17 protein-coding genes are annotated in these 19,103 nt (G+C 36.3%); 8 read left to right on the forward strand and 9 right to left on the reverse strand.

Translation table 11 applies throughout. From position 1 onward, the window contains the following. Positions 1–218: 218 nt before the first annotated feature. The gene (locus GGG_RS0101490; RefSeq protein ID WP_029574389.1) at positions 219–854 is read left to right on the forward strand and encodes a TetR/AcrR family transcriptional regulator; all 636 of its coding nucleotides are present in this window, start codon (positions 219–221) and stop codon (positions 852–854) included. Positions 855–856: 2 nt separating this feature from the next. Then, the gene (locus GGG_RS0101495; RefSeq protein ID WP_010111485.1) at positions 857–1,534 is read left to right on the forward strand and encodes a class I SAM-dependent methyltransferase; all 678 of its coding nucleotides are present in this window, start codon (positions 857–859) and stop codon (positions 1,532–1,534) included. Positions 1,535–1,635: 101 nt separating this feature from the next. Here the strand turns inward: GGG_RS0101495 and plsB are convergent, their stop codons facing one another. Next, entirely contained in the window at positions 1,636–3,810 is a 2,175-nt protein-coding gene (gene plsB, locus GGG_RS0101500; protein ID WP_010111486.1) for a glycerol-3-phosphate 1-O-acyltransferase PlsB, read from the reverse strand. 226 nt (positions 3,811–4,036) lie between these two features. Here plsB and cysK point away from each other — a divergent pair, with 226 nt between their 5' ends. Beyond that, a complete protein-coding gene (cysK, locus tag GGG_RS0101505; RefSeq protein ID WP_010111487.1) occupies positions 4,037–5,035 on the forward strand; it encodes a cysteine synthase A in 999 nt (332 codons plus the stop codon). Positions 5,036–5,199: 164 nt separating this feature from the next. On the opposite strand, the gene GGG_RS0101510 is transcribed toward cysK, so the two are convergent. Beyond that, positions 5,200–6,144, reverse strand: a complete 945-nt coding sequence (locus GGG_RS0101510) for an alpha/beta fold hydrolase (RefSeq protein WP_029574390.1) — start codon at positions 6,142–6,144, stop codon at positions 5,200–5,202. Between the two features lie 278 nt (positions 6,145–6,422). On the opposite strand from GGG_RS0101510, the gene GGG_RS0101515 reads away from it, so the two are divergent. Next, positions 6,423–7,013, forward strand: a complete 591-nt coding sequence (locus tag GGG_RS0101515) for a histidine phosphatase family protein (RefSeq protein WP_010111490.1) — start codon at positions 6,423–6,425, stop codon at positions 7,011–7,013. Between the two features lie 61 nt (positions 7,014–7,074). Here GGG_RS0101515 and GGG_RS0101520 read toward each other — a convergent pair whose 3' ends face one another. The 5 genes from GGG_RS0101520 to GGG_RS0101540 all read right to left on the reverse strand — a co-directional run bounded on the left by GGG_RS0101520 (position 7,075) and on the right by GGG_RS0101540 (position 14,414). Then, complete coding sequence (locus tag GGG_RS0101520) at positions 7,075–8,937, reverse strand: ABC transporter ATP-binding protein (protein ID WP_010111492.1); 1,863 nt, start codon at positions 8,935–8,937, stop codon at positions 7,075–7,077. 24 nt (positions 8,938–8,961) lie between these two features. Continuing rightward, the gene (locus tag GGG_RS0101525) at positions 8,962–10,224 is read right to left on the reverse strand and encodes a mechanosensitive ion channel family protein (protein ID WP_010111494.1); all 1,263 of its coding nucleotides are present in this window, start codon (positions 10,222–10,224) and stop codon (positions 8,962–8,964) included. 259 nt (positions 10,225–10,483) lie between these two features. Then, positions 10,484–12,154 (reverse strand): FMN-binding glutamate synthase family protein, encoded by a 1,671-nt coding sequence (locus tag GGG_RS0101530; protein WP_010111496.1) that lies wholly within the window; start codon positions 12,152–12,154, stop codon positions 10,484–10,486. A 152-nt stretch (positions 12,155–12,306) separates the two neighbouring features. Further along, positions 12,307–13,176, reverse strand: a complete 870-nt coding sequence (gene tehB / locus GGG_RS0101535) for an SAM-dependent methyltransferase TehB (RefSeq protein ID WP_010111498.1) — start codon at positions 13,174–13,176, stop codon at positions 12,307–12,309. Positions 13,177–13,250: 74 nt separating this feature from the next. Continuing rightward, positions 13,251–14,414, reverse strand: a complete 1,164-nt coding sequence (locus tag GGG_RS0101540) for a cupin domain-containing protein (protein ID WP_010111500.1) — start codon at positions 14,412–14,414, stop codon at positions 13,251–13,253. A 195-nt stretch (positions 14,415–14,609) separates the two neighbouring features. On the opposite strand from GGG_RS0101540, the gene GGG_RS0101545 reads away from it, so the two are divergent. Continuing rightward, on the forward strand, positions 14,610–15,023 hold the full coding sequence (locus tag GGG_RS0101545) for a hypothetical protein (RefSeq protein WP_010111502.1): 414 nt from the start codon (positions 14,610–14,612) through the stop codon (positions 15,021–15,023). A 92-nt stretch (positions 15,024–15,115) separates the two neighbouring features. On the opposite strand, the gene GGG_RS0101550 is transcribed toward GGG_RS0101545, so the two are convergent. Together GGG_RS0101550 and GGG_RS0101555 are read right to left on the reverse strand one after the other, a co-directional pair. Next, complete coding sequence (locus GGG_RS0101550; protein WP_029574392.1) at positions 15,116–15,724, reverse strand: nucleoside triphosphate pyrophosphatase; 609 nt, start codon at positions 15,722–15,724, stop codon at positions 15,116–15,118. Positions 15,725–15,745: 21 nt separating this feature from the next. Further along, positions 15,746–16,129: a DUF2237 family protein gene (locus GGG_RS0101555; RefSeq protein WP_010111506.1), complete on the reverse strand. Its 384-nt coding sequence runs from the start codon at positions 16,127–16,129 to the stop codon at positions 15,746–15,748. A 140-nt stretch (positions 16,130–16,269) separates the two neighbouring features. Between GGG_RS0101555 and GGG_RS0101560 the strand changes: the two genes are divergently transcribed. The 3 genes from GGG_RS0101560 to fba all read left to right on the forward strand — a co-directional run bounded on the left by GGG_RS0101560 (position 16,270) and on the right by fba (position 19,075). Then, positions 16,270–17,457, forward strand: a complete 1,188-nt coding sequence (locus GGG_RS0101560) for a phosphoglycerate kinase (RefSeq protein ID WP_010111508.1) — start codon at positions 16,270–16,272, stop codon at positions 17,455–17,457. A gap of 174 nt (positions 17,458–17,631) precedes the next feature. Further along, positions 17,632–17,907 carry a hypothetical protein gene (locus tag GGG_RS0101565; protein WP_010111510.1) on the forward strand — a complete coding sequence of 92 codons (276 nt, stop codon included), beginning with the start codon at positions 17,632–17,634 and terminating at the stop codon, positions 17,905–17,907. A gap of 130 nt (positions 17,908–18,037) precedes the next feature. Next, complete coding sequence (gene fba / locus GGG_RS0101570) at positions 18,038–19,075, forward strand: class II fructose-bisphosphate aldolase (RefSeq protein ID WP_010111512.1); 1,038 nt, start codon at positions 18,038–18,040, stop codon at positions 19,073–19,075. The last annotated feature ends 28 nt before the right edge of the window (positions 19,076–19,103 follow it).

Raw genomic sequence — 19,103 nt, forward strand, 5'->3', positions numbered from 1 at the left:
AATTAGTATTAGGAAGATCAAAATCTGATTGTCTAGAGCCTTTTAAATTACAAAATAATTTTAAATGACAAAATAATTTTTCAATACGTTATGTTTTTGAATAGATGACGAGGTGACTCGTCATTCAAGATGATTCATTTAAGTTTGATTACTTTCATAAAAAAGCAAGGTAGAATCGTGCTTTAGTATTTATTTTCCAAAAGGAATTGTGCGTCGTTATGAATTATAAAAGATCCTCAGTGATGGAAGAAAAGATGCAACAAAATCGTGAGATGATTTTAAAATCTGCACGGGAATTAGTTGCACACGGAGGATTTAAAGATGCACAAATTCAAGCGATTGCAGATCGAGCAGGGATTTCTAGTGGTTTAGTTTATCGTTATTTTGAAAATAAAAACCAAGTTTTGATCGAAGTATTAAATGCGGCGATTCATATTGAAGTCAGTATTTTGAATGATATTGCCCATACTGATCAGACGGCTATAGAAAAATTGCATCGTGCCGTCACAACCTTTGTCAAAAGAGCAATGAACAGTCCTCGCTTATCCTATTCTTTACTTTTTGAACCTGTCGATCCTAAATTTGAATTAGAACGGTTTCAAAGTAAGCAATTGATTAAAGAGAGTATTATCAAAATACTGACTGAAGGGCGACATTCTGGAGAATTCATTTTTGAAGATTTGAATACCACAGCGCTTTGCGTCGTGGGCGCGATGACATTTGTAGTGATTGAGCCTTTAAGTATTGCCAAAACAAAGATGTTTGATCAAACTTATAAAGAATATTTTGTGAAACAAATTGCTGATTTTTGTTTACAAGCGGTTCGGGTTAAACATGGTCATGCTCAGGATTAATCATGGCAAAAGATTTTAACAATCCGCTGGTTGTTGATGGATATGATGAACATATTCGTAAACTCATTCCAGGTTATGAATTGATTCACTTACAAGTTCATGCACTCTTAGAAAGTTATTTAAATGAATATGCACATATTTTGATTGTCGGTTGTGGAACAGGTTTTGAGTTGCAATATTTACTTGAACAGTTCCCAAAATGGACATTTACCGCAATTGATCCTGCATTAAATATGCTTGAAAAGGCACAAAACCATATTCAAACACGCGCATTATCAGATCGCGTCAACTTTATTCATGGGGATACTGCAATTTTAAATTCAAGCCATGAAAAGTTTGATGCAGCACTTGCAATACTCGTTTCACATTTTGTTCCTGTTGAAAATAAAGCAACTTTTTTTCAGGATATTGCCGATAGTTTAAACCCGAATGGATTTTGTATCAGTGTAGATCTAACTCAAATATCTACTCAGGATGAATTAAAAGTATTAAAAAACATCGCCTTAAAAACAGGACTTTCTGAAAAACAAAGTCAGGCCATGATTGAGCGTTTAGAATATGATTTTCATTTGATCAGTGCTGACGATCTATTGGATTTATATCAGCAATCAGGTTTAAAGCAGAGCAAAAGTTTTACTCAAATTTTAAATTATTATGGGTTTATGGGTTTTAAAGCATAAAAAAACCGAGCTTTACTTCGGTTTTTTATATCGTATTCATCTATTTCAAGTTATTCGATGCTTAAATTCTCAGATGTATTTAAGTATTTAAACCACTTTCATTAGGCTTCTTTGGGTAAATTCATCTCATATAAATGTGCAAATGATGTCAGTAAGCTCAGTGAACCATCAGATTGAATAATGTTAATATTTTGATTTTCAATCGAAATTAAACATTCAGCAACAAAGTATTCTAAAAGTTGATCAATTTCAGCTTGAACCTCAACACCATCCCATTTTAAATAAAATTGTTTTTGAACATTCACATAGTTTTCAGCAATCAAATTGAATAATTGTTGCTTTTCAATGGTCAGGATTGATTGTTCAAGCTGATTTTTCAATAAACTGGCAATCAACGCAGGCAAAATCACGGTATGAATAATATTATTACTAAAATATTTGAGTAGTGCTGCTTGAGTGTCCGCAACTTTGATCCAGCGTTCATTATCATGTTCAATAAATTCAATTTGTTTAAGTTTTAACACATATTGAATGATTTCATGATTGGAAAGTGCTGTAATTTTCATACGATCATCATAACGATGATGTTGAAGTAAATGACGGAATTGCTCTAAGCGTAATAGCACTTCACGTTCTGAAAGCGCATGAGTCGGCGCATTCAATAAAACCAGTGAAACTAAACTGACAGGATTAATCACAACGGCTTTATTAATATTTTCAAGGATTTCATTTGCGACATCATTAATTGACGTTTTTACAGATTCAGGTAGTTCATCTTGTAAGGCCACATGTTTCGGTGCTTGATTTTTATTTAAAATATCATTTAAAAATACAGGTTCACCAAAGTTTACATGAACGATTCCAAACACTTTTTCAATTTTTTGAATTGATTTTAATAAACCAAAAAGTGATTCAGCTTGTTTTTTCTGACCGCCTAATTCCTTGATATAGGATGAACCTTCCATCAATTTTTCATAACCAAAATAAGTTGGAATAAAGACAATAGGTTTACTATGACCACGTAAATGACTCTGAATGGTCATGGCAAGCATGCCTTTTTTCGCGGGTAGCAATAAGCCAGTACGGGAACGACCGCCTTCAATAAAATATTCTAAAGGTGTATTTCGGCTGAGTAAGCTATAAATATATTCTTTAAATACAGAAGTATAAAGCGCATTACCGTTAAAACTACGACGTATAAAATAAGCACCTGCACCACGCATTAATTGCCCAACGATAGGCATATTTAGATTAATCCCTGCGGCAATATGCGGCACCATCAAACCACGCTTATAGATCACAAAGGACAATAATAAATAATCGATATGACTACGATGACATGGTGTGTATACAATTTCATAATCTTTGGCAAGCTCACGCACGGTATCAAAATGATGAACCTCAATACCATCATAGAGTTGCGTCCATAATTTGGTTAATGCAATTTCACCAAATCGTAAGGTGGAATAAGAAAAATCTGAAACGATTTCATCTAAATAACCTCGTGCCAAACTTTCAGCAGCATTAACACTGATTTTTTTATGGATACTTTCAGTCAAAATGGCTTGTTTTACGGCATCAGTCGTCATCAGTTTGTTAATCACATTACGACGATCTGATAAATCGGGCCCTAAAATGGCTTCTTTATATTGATAAAAAGATTTATTTAATTCAGTCACAACATAATGTGCAGGAGCAAAGTTTGGTGCAACTTCAAGTGAAGTATTGATTAAACTTCTTAAAGATATGGCTTGATGAAATTCAATATAATTCTCACGCCCATATAACGTGATATTAATTGCTTGTTTAATTCCTGTAGGCTTAGTCCATGCATCTGCCATCAGTGCTTTATACCAACTGTCCTCATTCTCTGGTGCGCGACCCCATAGAACCGTCACAGGAACCAATAAAACATCAGCTTCAGGGTGTTTAAGTAGATATTCAACTAGGCGAATTAATTTATCTGGATAATATGCCGAAGCATTAGACTTACTGGCTTCAAGCGTCAGAAAAGAATCATCTTCTTGATAGTCACCCATGCTTAAAGGTGCAAATGCAGGACTTAAATTTCTTTTCTCGGTCTCATTATCAATCAAGACTTTATTTGAGGTCGAATCATCTTGGATAACATAGCAAATTGGAAAAGCATTCGATGAATCGCTATTTACTGTATTTTCAAGTGCTTGTGTATCACCCAAAATTTGTGGGGAAACAATTTTATCTAGAATTTTTTTAGTGAATTGACGATAAAATTTTTGATAAGCATTTGTTGCCATGTGATTCTCAAAATATTTTTAATGCGCTTATTATGCTTTATTTCTTATACAGTTGTGCAAGCAGATTTGATGACAAATCAGTCAAATAGTTGAATAATATAACTAAGTTTATGATTTGTAAAAATAAACAATTCGTATAACTAAATATTTTTAGAGAATATCTAATATCGATAAAAAAGCGATATGATAGGATCAATATCACTTACTTAAAATTCAAGGACAGATTATGGCGACAGATCCAAATTTCCCACAAACAGAAAATCTAGGCATCGCAGTATATAGCAATAACGCAGATGCAATCGGTAATACACCTTTGGTACGTATTAACCGTTTAATTCAAGGTGGAGCGACAGTTTTAGCGAAAATAGAAAGCCGAAATCCTGCATTTTCAGTAAAAGACCGTATCGGTGCTGCCTTGATTGCAGATGCTGAAGCGAAAGGTTTACTTAAAAAAGGCATGCATATTGTAGAGCCAACCAGTGGCAATACGGGGATTGCATTGGCATTTGTGGCAGCAGCAAAAGGCTATGATATTACTTTGACCATGCCTGCGAGCATGAGTATTGAACGCCGTAAAGTGTTGAAAGCTTTAGGAGCTCACTTAATTTTAACTGAGCCTGCTAAAGGTATGAAAGGTGCTGTTGAAGAAGCTGTACGTTTAGCAACAGAGCAACCTGAAAAATACTATTTACCGCAACAGTTCGAAAACCCAGCCAATCCAAAAATCCATGAAACAACCACTGGCCCTGAAATTTGGGCAGCAACAGATGGTAAAGTTGATATTTTGGTTGCAGGTGTCGGTACGGGGGGAACGATTTCAGGTATTTCTAGTTACTTTGAAAATGTGAAGAATCAACCGATTTATTCTGTTGCTGTAGAACCAGCGGATTCACCAATCATTGGGCAAACTAAACGTGGTGAAACCTTAACGCCAGGGCCACATAAAATTCAGGGGATTGGCGCAAACTTTATTCCTAAAAACCTAGATTTAGATTTAGTGGATGAAGTGATTGCCATTGGAAACCAAGAAGCGATTGATTTCGCACGTCAAAGTGCCATTCAAGAAGGTATTTTCGTGGGGATTTCAAGTGGTGCAGCTTTAGCTGCCGCATCTCAATTGGCTGCACGTCCTGAAAATGCAGGAAAAACCATTGTGGTGGTACTTCCAGATGCAGGTGAACGTTATTTATCATCAGTATTGTTTGAAGATATTTCAGCAGATTAAACCTTTCAGGGCGTAATCCGTTTGAGTCAATATTGATTAAGACCTATCTAATTCTGTATAGCTATATGAATGTTCGTTTTACATATCATATAGCTAGAGTAGAAGGTAGGTCTTTTTTATTATGCTTATTTATAAAGTAGTTGTTTATAAATAATGTCATAAAATCATGAATTCAACTTTTTTAAGAATAATAAATAATCTTTAGCGACTTTCGCAGGTGCTTCAAGCATAGGTAAATGCCCAGTATCATCCATAATAATTACTTGAGCTTGAGGCATCAAAGCTTTAATGGTTTGCGTGGTTTTAACATCTAAAAGTTGATCCTCTTTACCCCAAATGACAAGTGCGGGTGTTTTAACCGTTTTTGCACGTTCTTCAATTGAATCAGTAACCAATTGAGCTGAAATTTTGCGTTCCAAAGCAGCATTTTTAAGACTGTCTTGCGCAAATTCTCTCAGCATAAACTGAGGAACAAAGGGGGGATTACTCATCACAACTTGATAGAGCTTTAAATAATCTTCTTCATTTTCGATAATCAGAGGATTTTGACCCGTTCCAAAGTTCGCAAAAATCGGCATTCTTGGAACACTCCAAAAGCCACCACTGTCTAGTAATAACAAGCTTTTCACTTGCTGAGGGTATTTCGCTGCAAATGCAAGAGAAATATGCCCACCCATAGAGCTACCGCCCAAATGAATCTGTTGTATCCCTAATTGTGTAATGAATTGATGTAATCTCACTGCCTGAGCATCAGAATCATACTGCGCATTATCAATACGGCTAGATTCACCGAATCCTACGCTATCTGGCAGGATAACGTGGTATTGGTCTGAAAGTTTACGTGAGAAGCGCGTAAAATTATCTTTATTTGCACCAAAACCATGGAGTAATACAATGGTTTCATGCTTTGGATCACCTGCTTCTAAGTAGACAATCTGTTCACCAGTGTTCAGCGTTAACTGCTTTTTTTCTAATCCTGAAACTTTACGTTCAAGATTAACTGCAAGCTGTGTCGTACCTTGTGCATTAAACTGTGAGCATGCTGTTAAACCGAGTGTTAACATGCATATTATGAAAAAGATACTGTAATAAAAGCGTTTTTTATTCATTGTTATTCCTACATAAAACGAGCTTATTTAGTTGTCCAAGACAGTTAAGTAAGGATTTATATTGACAATATATGTTGTCAGTTTTTTAGTGTGCCTAATCTATCACATTTTTGTGTTATATGTATGCTTACGTGAATAATGAACTTATTTGCATCATTTTGACGATAGGGGGCGCTTATTCGTAATTCGTATAGCAAAAATCAGAAGGCGATTCATTCGTTTTAAATCTAAAATAATCTAGTCCTATCAATTCATTCATCAATAAAAGGTTTAAGTTAATGGCTATTTATTTAATTCGTCATGCAGAAAGTGTGGGTAATGTGAATGGACGAACTGCATCACATGCAAGTATTGAACTGACTGATTTAGGGCATGAACAAGCAAGAAAACTGCTAACTCAGTTGCCATGTGCGAGTCACGTGTATATTTCTGCATTTAAAAGAACCAAACAAGCAGCACAACCTTTGCTGGATCGTGATCAATTAGAGCCTGAAATATTTGCCATTGAGGAATTTTCATATTTGTCAGATTCACGTTGTCAAAATACGACATTGGAAGAACGTAAACCGTGGGTAAATGTCTATTGGAAGGCTTTAGATGTAGATTATATAGATGAAAATGATGCAGAATCTTTTCGTAGTTTTTATCAGCGTGTTCAATCATTTAGACAACATCTTTTAGAAATACAGTCTAATTTTATTGAAAATAATTTAATGGTTTTTAGTCACGGTCAATTTTTGAAATTATTTCAAATGTTAAGTGAGCAAGACAGGGTATTATCCGCATCTCTGATGTCAGATTTTAGATATGAAATGATACATCATCCAATTCAAAATACTGAGTTTTTTATTCTTGATCTCAGATCGTAGCCTATTTTCAGACTACGATCTATTGAACGATTTTTAAATTATTTTGAAAATAGCGACAACATTAAGCCATTTCTGTATCAGGTTTTGCTTTTTGAGTTTGTTCAATCAAAAAACCACCTGTTTGTCTTTGCCATAATTGCGCATAAATACCATTTTGAGCAATCAATTCCTCATGCGTACCTTGTTCAGCAATATGCCCTTGATCTAAAACAATTAAACGATCCATTTGAGCAATGGTGGATAAACGATGGGCAATGGCAATCACAGTCTTGCCTTGCATCAATTCATCTAAACTGGATTGAATCGCAGCTTCAACTTCTGAGTCCAAGGCACTGGTCGCTTCATCTAAAATAAGAATTGGCGCATCTTTTAAGAATACACGGGCAATGGCAATACGCTGTCTTTGACCGCCTGATAATTTAACACCTCGTTCGCCGACATAGGCATCAAATCCAGTACGCCCACGTAAATCTGAAAGTTGAGGGATAAACTCATCCGCTTTTGCTTTACGTACCGCTTCAAACATTTCTTCATCGCTCGCATCTGGGCGACCATATTTAATATTCTCAGCCACTGTACGGTGCAGTAAAGAGGTATCTTGCGTCACTAATGCAATATTTCGACGCAAACTGTCTTGGGTAACGTCTTCAATATTTTGACCATCAATGATGATTTTACCGTGATTCACATCATAAAAATGTAAGAGCAGTTGAATCAGTGTTGATTTACCTGCACCTGAACGTCCAACAATCCCAATTTTTTCACCAGGTTTAATGTTTAAATTAAAGTGATCGATCACATTCTTATCGTTATAAGCAAAGCTGACATCTTTAAATTGAATATTGCCTTCTGAAATATCCAGTGGTTTTGCATCTGCTTTGTCTTCAATTTTAATCGGACGTCCTAGTGTTTGCATACCGTCTTGAATCGTTCCGACATTTTCAAACAAAGCGGAAGTTTGCCACATCATGAACTCAGCCATGCTATTCAGTTTCAAGATCATCGCAGTTGTTGCTGCAATCACACCAATTGCAGCCTGACCTTGTAACCATAACCAAACTGCTGTACCCAATACGCCAAAGAAAAGAACCGCTGTCAGTAAATTAATACAGAACTCATATGACGTGCCTAAGCGCATTTGCTTAAAGACCGTAATCATGAATTCCTTCATGGATTCTTTCGCATATTGGCTTTCACGACCAGCATGTGCGAAAAGTTTTACCGTTTGAATATTGGTATAAGCATCAGTAACACGGCCAGTCATAATAGAACGTGCATCGGCTTGTTCTTTTGAAATTCTGCCTAATTTAGGAATGAAATAAAGTGCAGCGCTAACAAATAGAATTAACCACAGAAATAAAGGAAGCAGTAAAATTGGGGAGATTGAACCAAGTACCACGCTAATGGTGATGAAATAGATGACAACATAAGTCACCATATCACCTAGAATGACCCAAAATTCACGCACAGCCAATGACGTCTGCATGACTTTGGCAGATAAACGACCTGCAAAATCATTATGAAAGAAATCTAGGCCTTGTCCAAGCAGTAGGTTATGAAAACGCCAACGCAGACGCATTGGAAAACTACTGTACAAAATTTGATGTCTGACAACCGATTGCATACTTGCAAAGAAAATATTGGCAAGCAGAATACTGGAAAGAATAATCAAGTTATTCTTATGCTGTTCTAAAAAAGTGTTTGGTTTGGATTGCGTTAGCCAATCCACCAAATGACCAATTTGAGAAAAGAATAATGCTTCAAACGTTGCTGTTGCTGCGGTAAAAAGTATAAGAATAATCAAATACCGTTTTACACCAGTTGCAGCTTGCCAAACAAAAGGGAAAAATTTGGTCGGCAATGGTTCGTTTAAACCTTTAGATGGATAGGGATCTACTAATTTTTCGAACCATTGCAGTAACATAAAATCCTCTTAACGTTTTAACGCTTAGATCACCATATCATTTTCATGTATTTTAGAAGATAACATGGCTTGAACATCAGCGCCTGAAGGTGCTTGGTATAGTCTTAACCCAAATAATGGAATAATTGCCATTAAATGATCAAAAATATCTGATTGAATGGCTTCATAGTCATTCCAGACCGTAGTGTTACAAAACGCATAGATTTCTAAAGGTAAACCTTCACTCGTGGTTTGTAACTGACGAATCAGAATGGTGTTGTTTTTTGAAATTCCCGGATGTTGTTTGATGTAAGCTTCTACATACGCGCGGAAAGTTCCAATATTGGTTAATCTACGTTGATTATATACCGACTCATGTTGTAATTGTTGGTTAAAACTTCTTAATTCATCCTGTTTATGATCAAGATAATCGGTAAGTAAATTAAACTCTTTTAACTTACTTTGCGCTTGTAATGACAGAAAATGAATACTGCTTTGATCGATATAGATTGAACGCTTAATTCGGCGTACACCAGCTTGTGACATACCACGCCAGTTTTTAAAGGTATCGGTGACTAACTTATTGGTTGGAATGGTGGTAAAGGTCTTATCAAAGTTCTCAATGGTGACGGTATGTAATGACATATCAATGACAGTACCATCAGCACTTAAAGACGGCATTTCAATCCAATCCCCAATACGAATCATGTCATAAGATGAAATTTGCACTGAAGCGACCAATGATAAAATGGTGTTTTGAAAAACCAACATCAAAACAGCAGCCATTGCACCAAAGCCAGCTAAAAGAGTAAACACATCCTTTTTCAAGAAAGTACCTAGAATCATCAAGCCACATACAATGAAAATGAGTAGTTTAACCAACTGCAAATAGCCTTTAATTGGCTTATTTCTTGATTTAGGATTACGTTGATAAATCAGATTGAAAACACTTAAAAATTCGCTGATCGCCAATGCTAATGTTAAAAAAATGAAGGCTTGCGCAAGCATCTGCGTAATCGAAACTACTTTTTCAGATAAGTACGGTACAGTCGTAATCCCGTTCATAATCACAATAGCAGGAACGATATTGGCAATACGGCGAATCACACTGTGCTGAGCAAAAATTTCATTATTGGCAAACTTTAGTCTGGAAATAAGTTTGCGAATTCCACGTACCACCACTTGTTTAGCTATAAAATTAGCAATGAAAGCAAAGACAATCAGTAAGCCTAAAGAAGTCAGCATCTCTAACCAAGGATACTGATCTGACCAATCTTTAAGATTTTGGATAAATTCAAATTTTTCCAAAAGTAAAACCTCTAATTTAAATTAGTGGCTATTTTATTAATTTTAAATAAGAATAATCTTTTAGGTAACGTATTCACTACATTAAAAGCACTCGAATTAACCATTTTTTAATTTTGTTGAATTTTCTTTTATTTAATTGCCATTTGAAAATGACAGAATGAATCACATTAAAAATAAAAGTGAAAATAAAACAGGAGACCATGTGATCTCCTGTTTTATTTGAAGTGTGAAAAAGTGTTTGCGTAATTTCGATTAAACTTTAAAATTTATCCGCTGATGCTAAGTTCCACATTCTAAAGTAGAAATTCTCTTCATCTTTATTTTCACATCTTAATAGTTCACCATTTTTAAGCCAGAAATGCAGTTGAGCATAGTTCTTGATTTCACGGTCGTTGACACGCTGAGCTAAATGGTGCGCTTTAATTTCATTAGGATGCTGTAAGCCAGCAGCAGCAATCATTTCAGCCAAGGCTTTCAATGTATTCTTTTGGAAATTAAACACACGTTCAGCTTTGGTTGGAACATCCAATGCTTTTTGGCGCTCTTTATCTTGCGTTGCCACACCGACAGGACATTGGTTGGTATGACAACTTTGCGCTTGAATACAGCCAACTGCAAACATAAAACCACGCGCACAATTGACCCAGTCCGCACCAATTGCCATGGTACTGGCAATATCAAAGGCACTGATGATTTTACCACTTGCCCCGACTTTGATTTGATCACGTAAACCTGCACCTACAAGGGTATTATGCACGAATAATAAGCCTTCACGTAGTGGTGTACCCATGTGGTCGATCAACTCGATTGGTGCTGCCCCCGTTCCACCTTCAGAACCATCAACAACAATGAAATCAGGTACGATTTTAGTTTCAAGCATGGCTTTGACAATACCCATAAACTGCCAAGGTTGCCCGATACATAGCTTAAAACCAACAGGTTTACCATTGGATAATTCACGTAGTTGTTGAATAAAATACATCATTTCAATCGGTGTACTAAATGCAGAATGTGCCGCAGGTGAAACACAATCACGATCACGAGGTACGCCACGAATTTGCGCAATTTCTTCACTGATTTTGTGTTTAGGTAAAATACCGCCGTGTCCAGGTTTAGCACCTTGGGAAAGTTTGATTTCAATCATTTTGATTGAATCAAGTACTGCTTGTTTTTGGAACTTTTCAGGGTCAAATTTTCCATCCAAAGTACGGCATCCAAAATAACCGCTACCCAATTCCCATACAACATCACCACCATTTTCAAGGTGGTAAGGGCTAAGGCTACCTTCACCAGTATCGTGATAAAAATTACCCATGTGTGCACCTTTGTTTAATGCACGAATGGCGTTAGCACTTAAACTACCAAAACTCATTGCTGAGATATTCATGATCGATGCGCTATAAGGTTGCGAACATTGATCACTCCCAATATTAATTCTAAACGTGGTGTGATCTGCTGGTTTACATGGCGCTAAAGAATGGGTTAAAAAACGATAATCTTCTTGATAAACATCAATGATTGAACCAAAGGGTTTGTCCGCATTTTCATCTTTCGCACGTTGATAAACTAAACTACGTTGTGAGCGTGAAAAAGGTAGGGCATCTTCATCAGATTCAATAAAATATTGACGAATCTCAGGGCGGAAACTTTCGAAGAAAAAGCGGAAATGCCCCATAATAGGGTAGTTTCTTAGGATTGCATGTTTGCTTTGTATGATGTCATAAATGCCAACAATACTTAGTGCGATAGTAATGACCCAAAGGACGTTGAGAAATGTGTCCGAGAAGAAATAATAAATAAAATGTGAATCATGAAAGAAAATAATCCATGTCAAATAAATCGAAATAAATAAACAAATGAACCAAATTGAATATCGTGAAAAAAAAGTATTAAAAAATTTACTTCGAATTGCTTGAGCAGGACTTGCCATCTGAATTATTTACCCAGCTAAAATAACATAAGGCTAAATTGCCAATTTTATACAGTTTTCTCAAGTAATGAATTGTTAGCAATAAGAAAGATTCTATTTTAAAATAAAAAATGAGTGAAAAATTAACATGTGAAACTTTAAGAAATATATTTTTAAACTTTAATTTTCTGTGCAAATAAAGTCGCGAAACGTTGTTTAATACGTTGCCCATTTTCATCTAAACGATGTAATTCACCTATATTTTCGTTATATTTTAAAATTTTCCAGTCTTGATAATAATTATGTAATTCATTGACTTTGAAACTAAATGGAAAATCAGGCAATGCAGGATAATCGCTTGTATTCATAGCACAAACAATCAAATTAAATCCACCGAAATGAGTCGCATTTTGCATATTTCGAATCAATGGTGGAATCGTTTCAGGTTGCAAAAACATCATCACAACAGTTGAAAATATAAAATCATAACTTGATCGTATATTTTGATCGACATTTAAATCTCGAATGCTTGTGTGAATATTCTGCAAATTTTCGGTTTGAATGATTTCATTTAATTTTAGAATACTCATTTGATTGACATCAAAAGCATCTATTTGAAAACCGAGTTGATTAAGATATAAACTATTACGCCCAGAACCACAGCCAATATCAAGCGCTTTGCCTACTGGAATATCGGGTGTTGCAGCTAAAATTTCAGAATGCGTTGCTGTTAACTGATATTTTTTCTCAAAATAATCACGCGCTTCACAATAAAAATTCAGTTGGCACTGAATATCTTCGGATGCCGATACAATTTTATGCCAAGCTTGTGGCTGAATATAGGGTGGTTGATGATCTACATTAAACTCATGTTCAGATAAAGTTTCACCATTTTCATTCAGCATCGCAAAATGGATTGTGCCTTGCATAATATGCAATTTTGCCCAAGTACCTTGTTTGGTGTTGTGCGGACGTTTAAAACCTTCGGGGATCGTATCAGATGACCAAATAGGGAGTTGTCGATAACAACGCAAATCATTCATTCGCTATTCCTCAAAGGTTTATTTTAAAGTTGAGTCTAAACTCAATCACGTGCTTAGACTCATTTGACTATACCTTATTCACCAGTCGGAACAAGCATAAGCACAGACTCATTTAAAAGCATCGCAAGATCTTCTAAGATTTCCTCATCTGCTAAATCTGCATTGAATACAATGCTTTGACCATCTGCAACTTGTTGTAAAAATGGCGTAAACGCTTCAGAAATACAAATGCCTTCGCCGTTTGCCCAAAACAGAATTTGATCATCTTGATCTGAATAAAGTAAACGTGAAGCAGGTTCTAATTGAATTAAATAGCCTTGATCTAAAGCTTCTTCCAAATCGCCTGTGCCAACTTCTTCTGCTTCTGGAATATTTTCAGGGTATTTAGATTCTGACATTAAACTCATAATTGCATCATCTAGAACAATTGAATTTTGCAATTGCGTTAAGATTTCAGCCTTTAAATAAGCCAATTCATTTTCAGTGATTTCACCAGCACGTGAAACTTGATCACGAATAATATCGATTAAAGGATTCTTTAACTCTTGATTTTCAGAAAACTTATCACAAACTCGATCCATCATATCAGTCACGTTTGGCATACGGAAACCAAAAGAGAAAGTCAGACATTCATCTTCTGCAACACCATAATGTGATAAGCCAGGTGGTACATAAAGTAAATCACCAGGGGCTAAAACTTCGTCAAAATGTACATCAATATCAGCAAGTAATTTAAGTGGTTGTCCTGCAATAAAGTCGGTATCTGCATCACACATTTGACCGAGCTGCCAACGACGGTGTCCATAACCTTGTACTAAAAATACATCATAAAAATCAAAGTGTTTCCCAACAGAACCGCCTTGAGGTGCATAAGACACCATAATATCGTCACGGCGCCATTGCGGAATAAATGGAAATTTTTTCCAAAGTTCAGCTAAATCAAAAGAGTAGTGATCTACAGCCTGAACCAGTAATGTCCACAGCTTTGGCATTTTCTGAAAATCACCTTTAATCAAGGGTGAGTTTTTGACAGACCATTGATTCGGATCTTTGTCTTTTTGTTTGATTAAACGTGCTGTGACATTTTCATCCAGCGCCAACTCCATAACATCACTTGGCTCTAAAATATTGGCAATCTCAGGCAAGGCGTTACGAACCAATAATGGTTTTTTCTGCCAATATTCTGAAAGGAATTGTTCTGCGGTGATTCCGCCTAAAACATCTAAAGGTTGCGACATGAAAATAGCCTAAGCAAATTTGAATCAATATTGGATATATTGTCTTATGAGGAGCTAAATGGTGCAAGTAAATTCAAAATCGCTATTCGAAAATCTAAAAAATAGATTAAAATAAAGCCAACGCACTGACTAAAATGATTCTTCTCCTTGAGAATAAGAATCATACTCTAATATATTATTCAAAGAAGAATTATGATGTTGACTAAAGAACAAGCAGAAAAAATATCAGACAGTATACTTCAGCAAGAAATTGAAAAAAATCAGCTTAAAGAAGCCCAACAAGCATATAAAATTCCTTGGATCTATCGTCGTGATGCTTTAGGTAAAGTGCCTATGCATCAGCAGTATTCATTGTATAAACAAGCGAAATACTTAATGCAGGAATATCGTCCATATAAGAAGTTTGTATATGTAAATTTGATTCTTGCTATAAGCGTCGCTATATATCTATTGATCGATCCTCATAAAATACAATATTTTGGTAGGTTGGAAATATTTACTGTTTATATTTTCTTTGAATTATTCATTTTAAAGGCTTATCAAGCTGTTTTAATCAAAATGTATTTTAATAAATTGATACGAGAAAACCATTCAAACCATGATGTGTAATGATCACAATATTAAATAACAGACTATACAGCATGAGATATCCATTAAATAAACAGTTGTATCGTCTAAAATCTACAAAAAGATGTGGTTAATTAAGGTAAATTCATCCCCAACTTTCTTAAAATTCCACATAACAGAATCATTGGCATACCCATTAAAGTGGTTTGATCCTGACCAATCATTTGTTCAAATAAGCTGATGCCTAAGCTTTCGCACTTAAAACTACCTGCACAATGTAAAGGCTGATCAATTTCAATATAACGTTTGATTTCATCAAGTGTTAAATCTCGAAATTTAACATGATAATGTTCAACTAAAGTGTGCTCAAAACCTGAAGCCAAATGTTGCACACTCAAAGCTGTACTAAAAAAGACATTTTTGCCTGAATTGGCTCGTAATTGCTGAATTGCATTTTCTACAGATAAAGGCTTACCTATAAATTCTTGTGGAGCATGTTCACGCCAAGCCACTTGATCTGAACCAATCACAATGGCATTGGGATGATCCTGAGCAATGACTTGGGCCTTTTCAAAAGCCAATCGCTTTGCTAAGTCATCCGCATGTGTTTCACCCTGAGTAGATTCATCTATATCAGGGGAAATACAACGATAATCCAAACGTAACCGATTCATTAAATCTTTACGGGTTTGGCTAGACGATGCCAAGATGATTTCAGGATGACTTAATTTAGCAACATTCATTTCAATGCTATTCATGGAAAGTTAAACCGCATATTCCATAAGAACATCAAGTGGAACATATGACAAAACTGCTTGGTGGCATGCCTGTAATTTTACTCGTGGCGCCATATCATTTTGATATGCTTCAACCCAACGAGTCACACATAAACACCAAAAATCACCAGGTTCTAAACCAGGGAAGCCATGCTCAGGCAAAGGGGTGATTAAATCATTACCCACTTTTTGAGAATAATTGAGAAATTCAGAAGTCATTTCAGCACAGACAGTATGCTGACCAATATCAGACGGTGCTGTATGACAGAAACCATTACGGAAATAACCTGTAATAGGTGAATAACAACAGCTTGCCAAAGGCTCGCCTAATACATTTAAACCATTAATTTTAGGATCTGGATGAAAAGACATAAGCGTACAAATTTTCGAAGTTAACGCTATGATAATCAAATCTGAATATTTCTACAGCTTTTCTACAAAAGTATCTAACCTTTTTTTGCGTAATCATTTAGAATCTACGCGATTTTTAATATCTATAAAGAGAGCTATACATGAATTTTCAGCGTATGACTGACCTTGATTTAACGGGCAAGCGTGTTCTTATTCGTGAAGATTTAAACGTTCCTGTTAAAAATGGTGTGATTACTAGCGATGCACGTTTACGTGCTGCGTTACCTACGATTAAGCTTGCATTGGAAAAAGGTGCAGCAGTCATGGTTTATTCTCACTTAGGTCGTCCTGTTGAAGGTGAGCCACAACCAGAACAGTCACTTGCGCCAGTAGCAGCGTATTTGACGGAAGCTTTAGGACAAGAAGTAAAATTATTCACTGACTATTTAGACGGTGTTGAAGTTGCAGCAGGTCAAGTTGTTCTACTTGAAAACTGTCGTTTCAACGTTGGCGAAAAGAAAAATAACCCTGAACTTGCAGCAAAATATGCAGCACTTTGCGATGTATTTGTCATGGATGCATTCGGTACAGCGCACCGTGCAGAAGCTTCAACTGAAGGCGTAGCTCGTTTAGCGAAAGTTGCAGCAGCAGGGCCTTTATTGGCTGCTGAGTTAGATGCACTTGGTCGTGCATTACAAACACCTGAAAAACCAATGGTTGCCATTGTTGCAGGTTCTAAAGTTTCTACAAAACTCGATGTATTGACTTCACTTTCTGATATTTGTGATCAATTAATTGTTGGTGGTGGCATTGCCAATACGTTCTTGGCTGCTGCTGGTTTCAATGTCGGTAAATCATTGTGTGAAAATGATTTAATTGACACAGCAAAAGCCATTGCTGCAAAAGTATCTGTACCACTTCCAACAGATGTTGTTGTTGCTGATGCTGCTGAAATTGATTTTTCTGACTTCTTAGGTTCTTTAGCAAAAGCGAAAGCAACAGTGAAGAAAGTTGAAGATGTAACTGATAACGATATGATTTTAGATGTAGGTCCAGAAACTGCAAAAGCATTTGCTGAGATTCTAAAAACATCTAAAACGATTCTTTGGAATGGCCCAGTTGGCGTATTTGAAGTTGATCAATTCGGCGAAGGCACAAAAACTTTATCTTTAGCGATTGCTGAATCTGCTGGATTCTCTATTGCAGGTGGTGGTGATACTCTGGCTGCTATTGATAAATATGAAGTTGCTGACAAAATTGGTTATATCTCAACAGGCGGGGGTGCATTCCTTGAATTTGTAGAAGGTAAAACACTTCCAGCAGTTGCAGTATTGTTAGAGCGTGCATAATAGAGTTGTGTTTATTTAAATATTCATTGTGAGCATTTAGATAAATAACGGTTTTGTGAATAGGCTGACCATGTGTCAGCCTTTTTTATTCTGTCATTCATCATTAAGTCATCAAAATGAAATATATCTGCAATAAAATCGTGAGCATTAAATCACCAGCTGTGGAAAAATGTGATGAAATTTAAATTTGCACTGATTGCACTTATTCTTGCTCCTTTGGCTTTAACGGCTTGTAGTAAACAAGACAAAGCACCTGCTTCTGAGCAAACTTCGGCTTCAAGTGTTGCTATTGAATCAGAAACAGTCAGTCCAGAACAACAAGCAGCAATCGATGCGATTGATAAGCCTGTTTTGGATGAAAAGAATACAGATGTTCCTGCTGAAAAAGCCAATGCACCTGCCGATGTTGCAACTCCTGCAACAGCAGAAGAAGCACCAAAAGCACAATAATTAATTTTGCTTTGTTGTTATTTGTTAAAAATCCCTGCTAAAGCAGGGATTTTTTATGAAATAGTGAATATTGTTGCTGAATTGAAATAATTCCCCATGTAGAATATCGGGCATTACCTGGGAGGATATTATGGCACTTATTTCATTGCGCCAGCTCTTGGATCATGCCGGTGAACATAACTACGGCGTTCCAGCGTTTAACGTAAACAACTTAGAACAAATGCGCGCAATCATGTTAGCCGCAGACGAAACGAATTCACCTGTAATCGTACAAGCTTCTGCTGGTGCGCGTAAATATGCAGGTGCTCCATTCTTACGTCATCTTATTTTGGCTGCAATTGAAGAATGGCCACATATTCCAGTGGTAATGCATCAAGACCACGGTACAGACCCTGATGTATGTCAGCGTTCAATCCAATTGGGCTTCTCATCTGTGATGATGGACGGTTCATTGGGTGCAGATGGTAAAACACCAACCACTTATGAATATAACGTTGATGTAACTCGCCGTACTGTTGAAATGGCGCATGCATGTGGTGTTTCTGTCGAAGGTGAAATTGGTTGCTTAGGTAGCCTTGAAACTGGTTTGGCAGGTGAAGAAGATGGTGTTGGCGCAGAAGGCGTACTTGACCATTCTCAACTTCTTACTTCTGTTGAAGAAGCACGTCAATTCGTAGCAGATACCAATGTAGATGCTTTAGCAATTGCTGTAGGTACCTCACACGGTGCGTACAAATTTACTCGTCCACCTACAGGTGATATTTTGGCAATTGACCGCATTAAAGAAATTCATGCGGCACTTCCAAATACCCATCTTGTTATGCATGGTTCAAGCTCTGTTCCACAAGAATGGTTAGCTGTAATCAATCAATACGGTGGCGACATCAAAGAAACTTATGGTGTTCCTGTTGAGCAGTTGGTTGAAGCAATCAAGCATGGTGTTCGTAAAATCAACATCGATACAGATTTACGTTTAGCATCTACTGGTGCAATGCGCCGTATGATGGCTGAACAACCAAGCGAATTTGACCCTCGTAAATTCTTTGCAAAAACTGTTGATGCAATGAAACAAATTTGCGTAGATCGTTATGTGTCGTTTGGTACAGCGGGTAATGCTGACAAGATCCGCCCAATTTCTTTAGAGAAAATGGTTGATCGTTATAAATAATCGTTAAGGATTGTTTATACAGTTGAAG

Origin of the sequence: Acinetobacter sp. P8-3-8 (genome assembly GCF_000214135.1) — a bacterium.
GTDB lineage: Bacteria > Pseudomonadota > Gammaproteobacteria > Pseudomonadales > Moraxellaceae > Acinetobacter.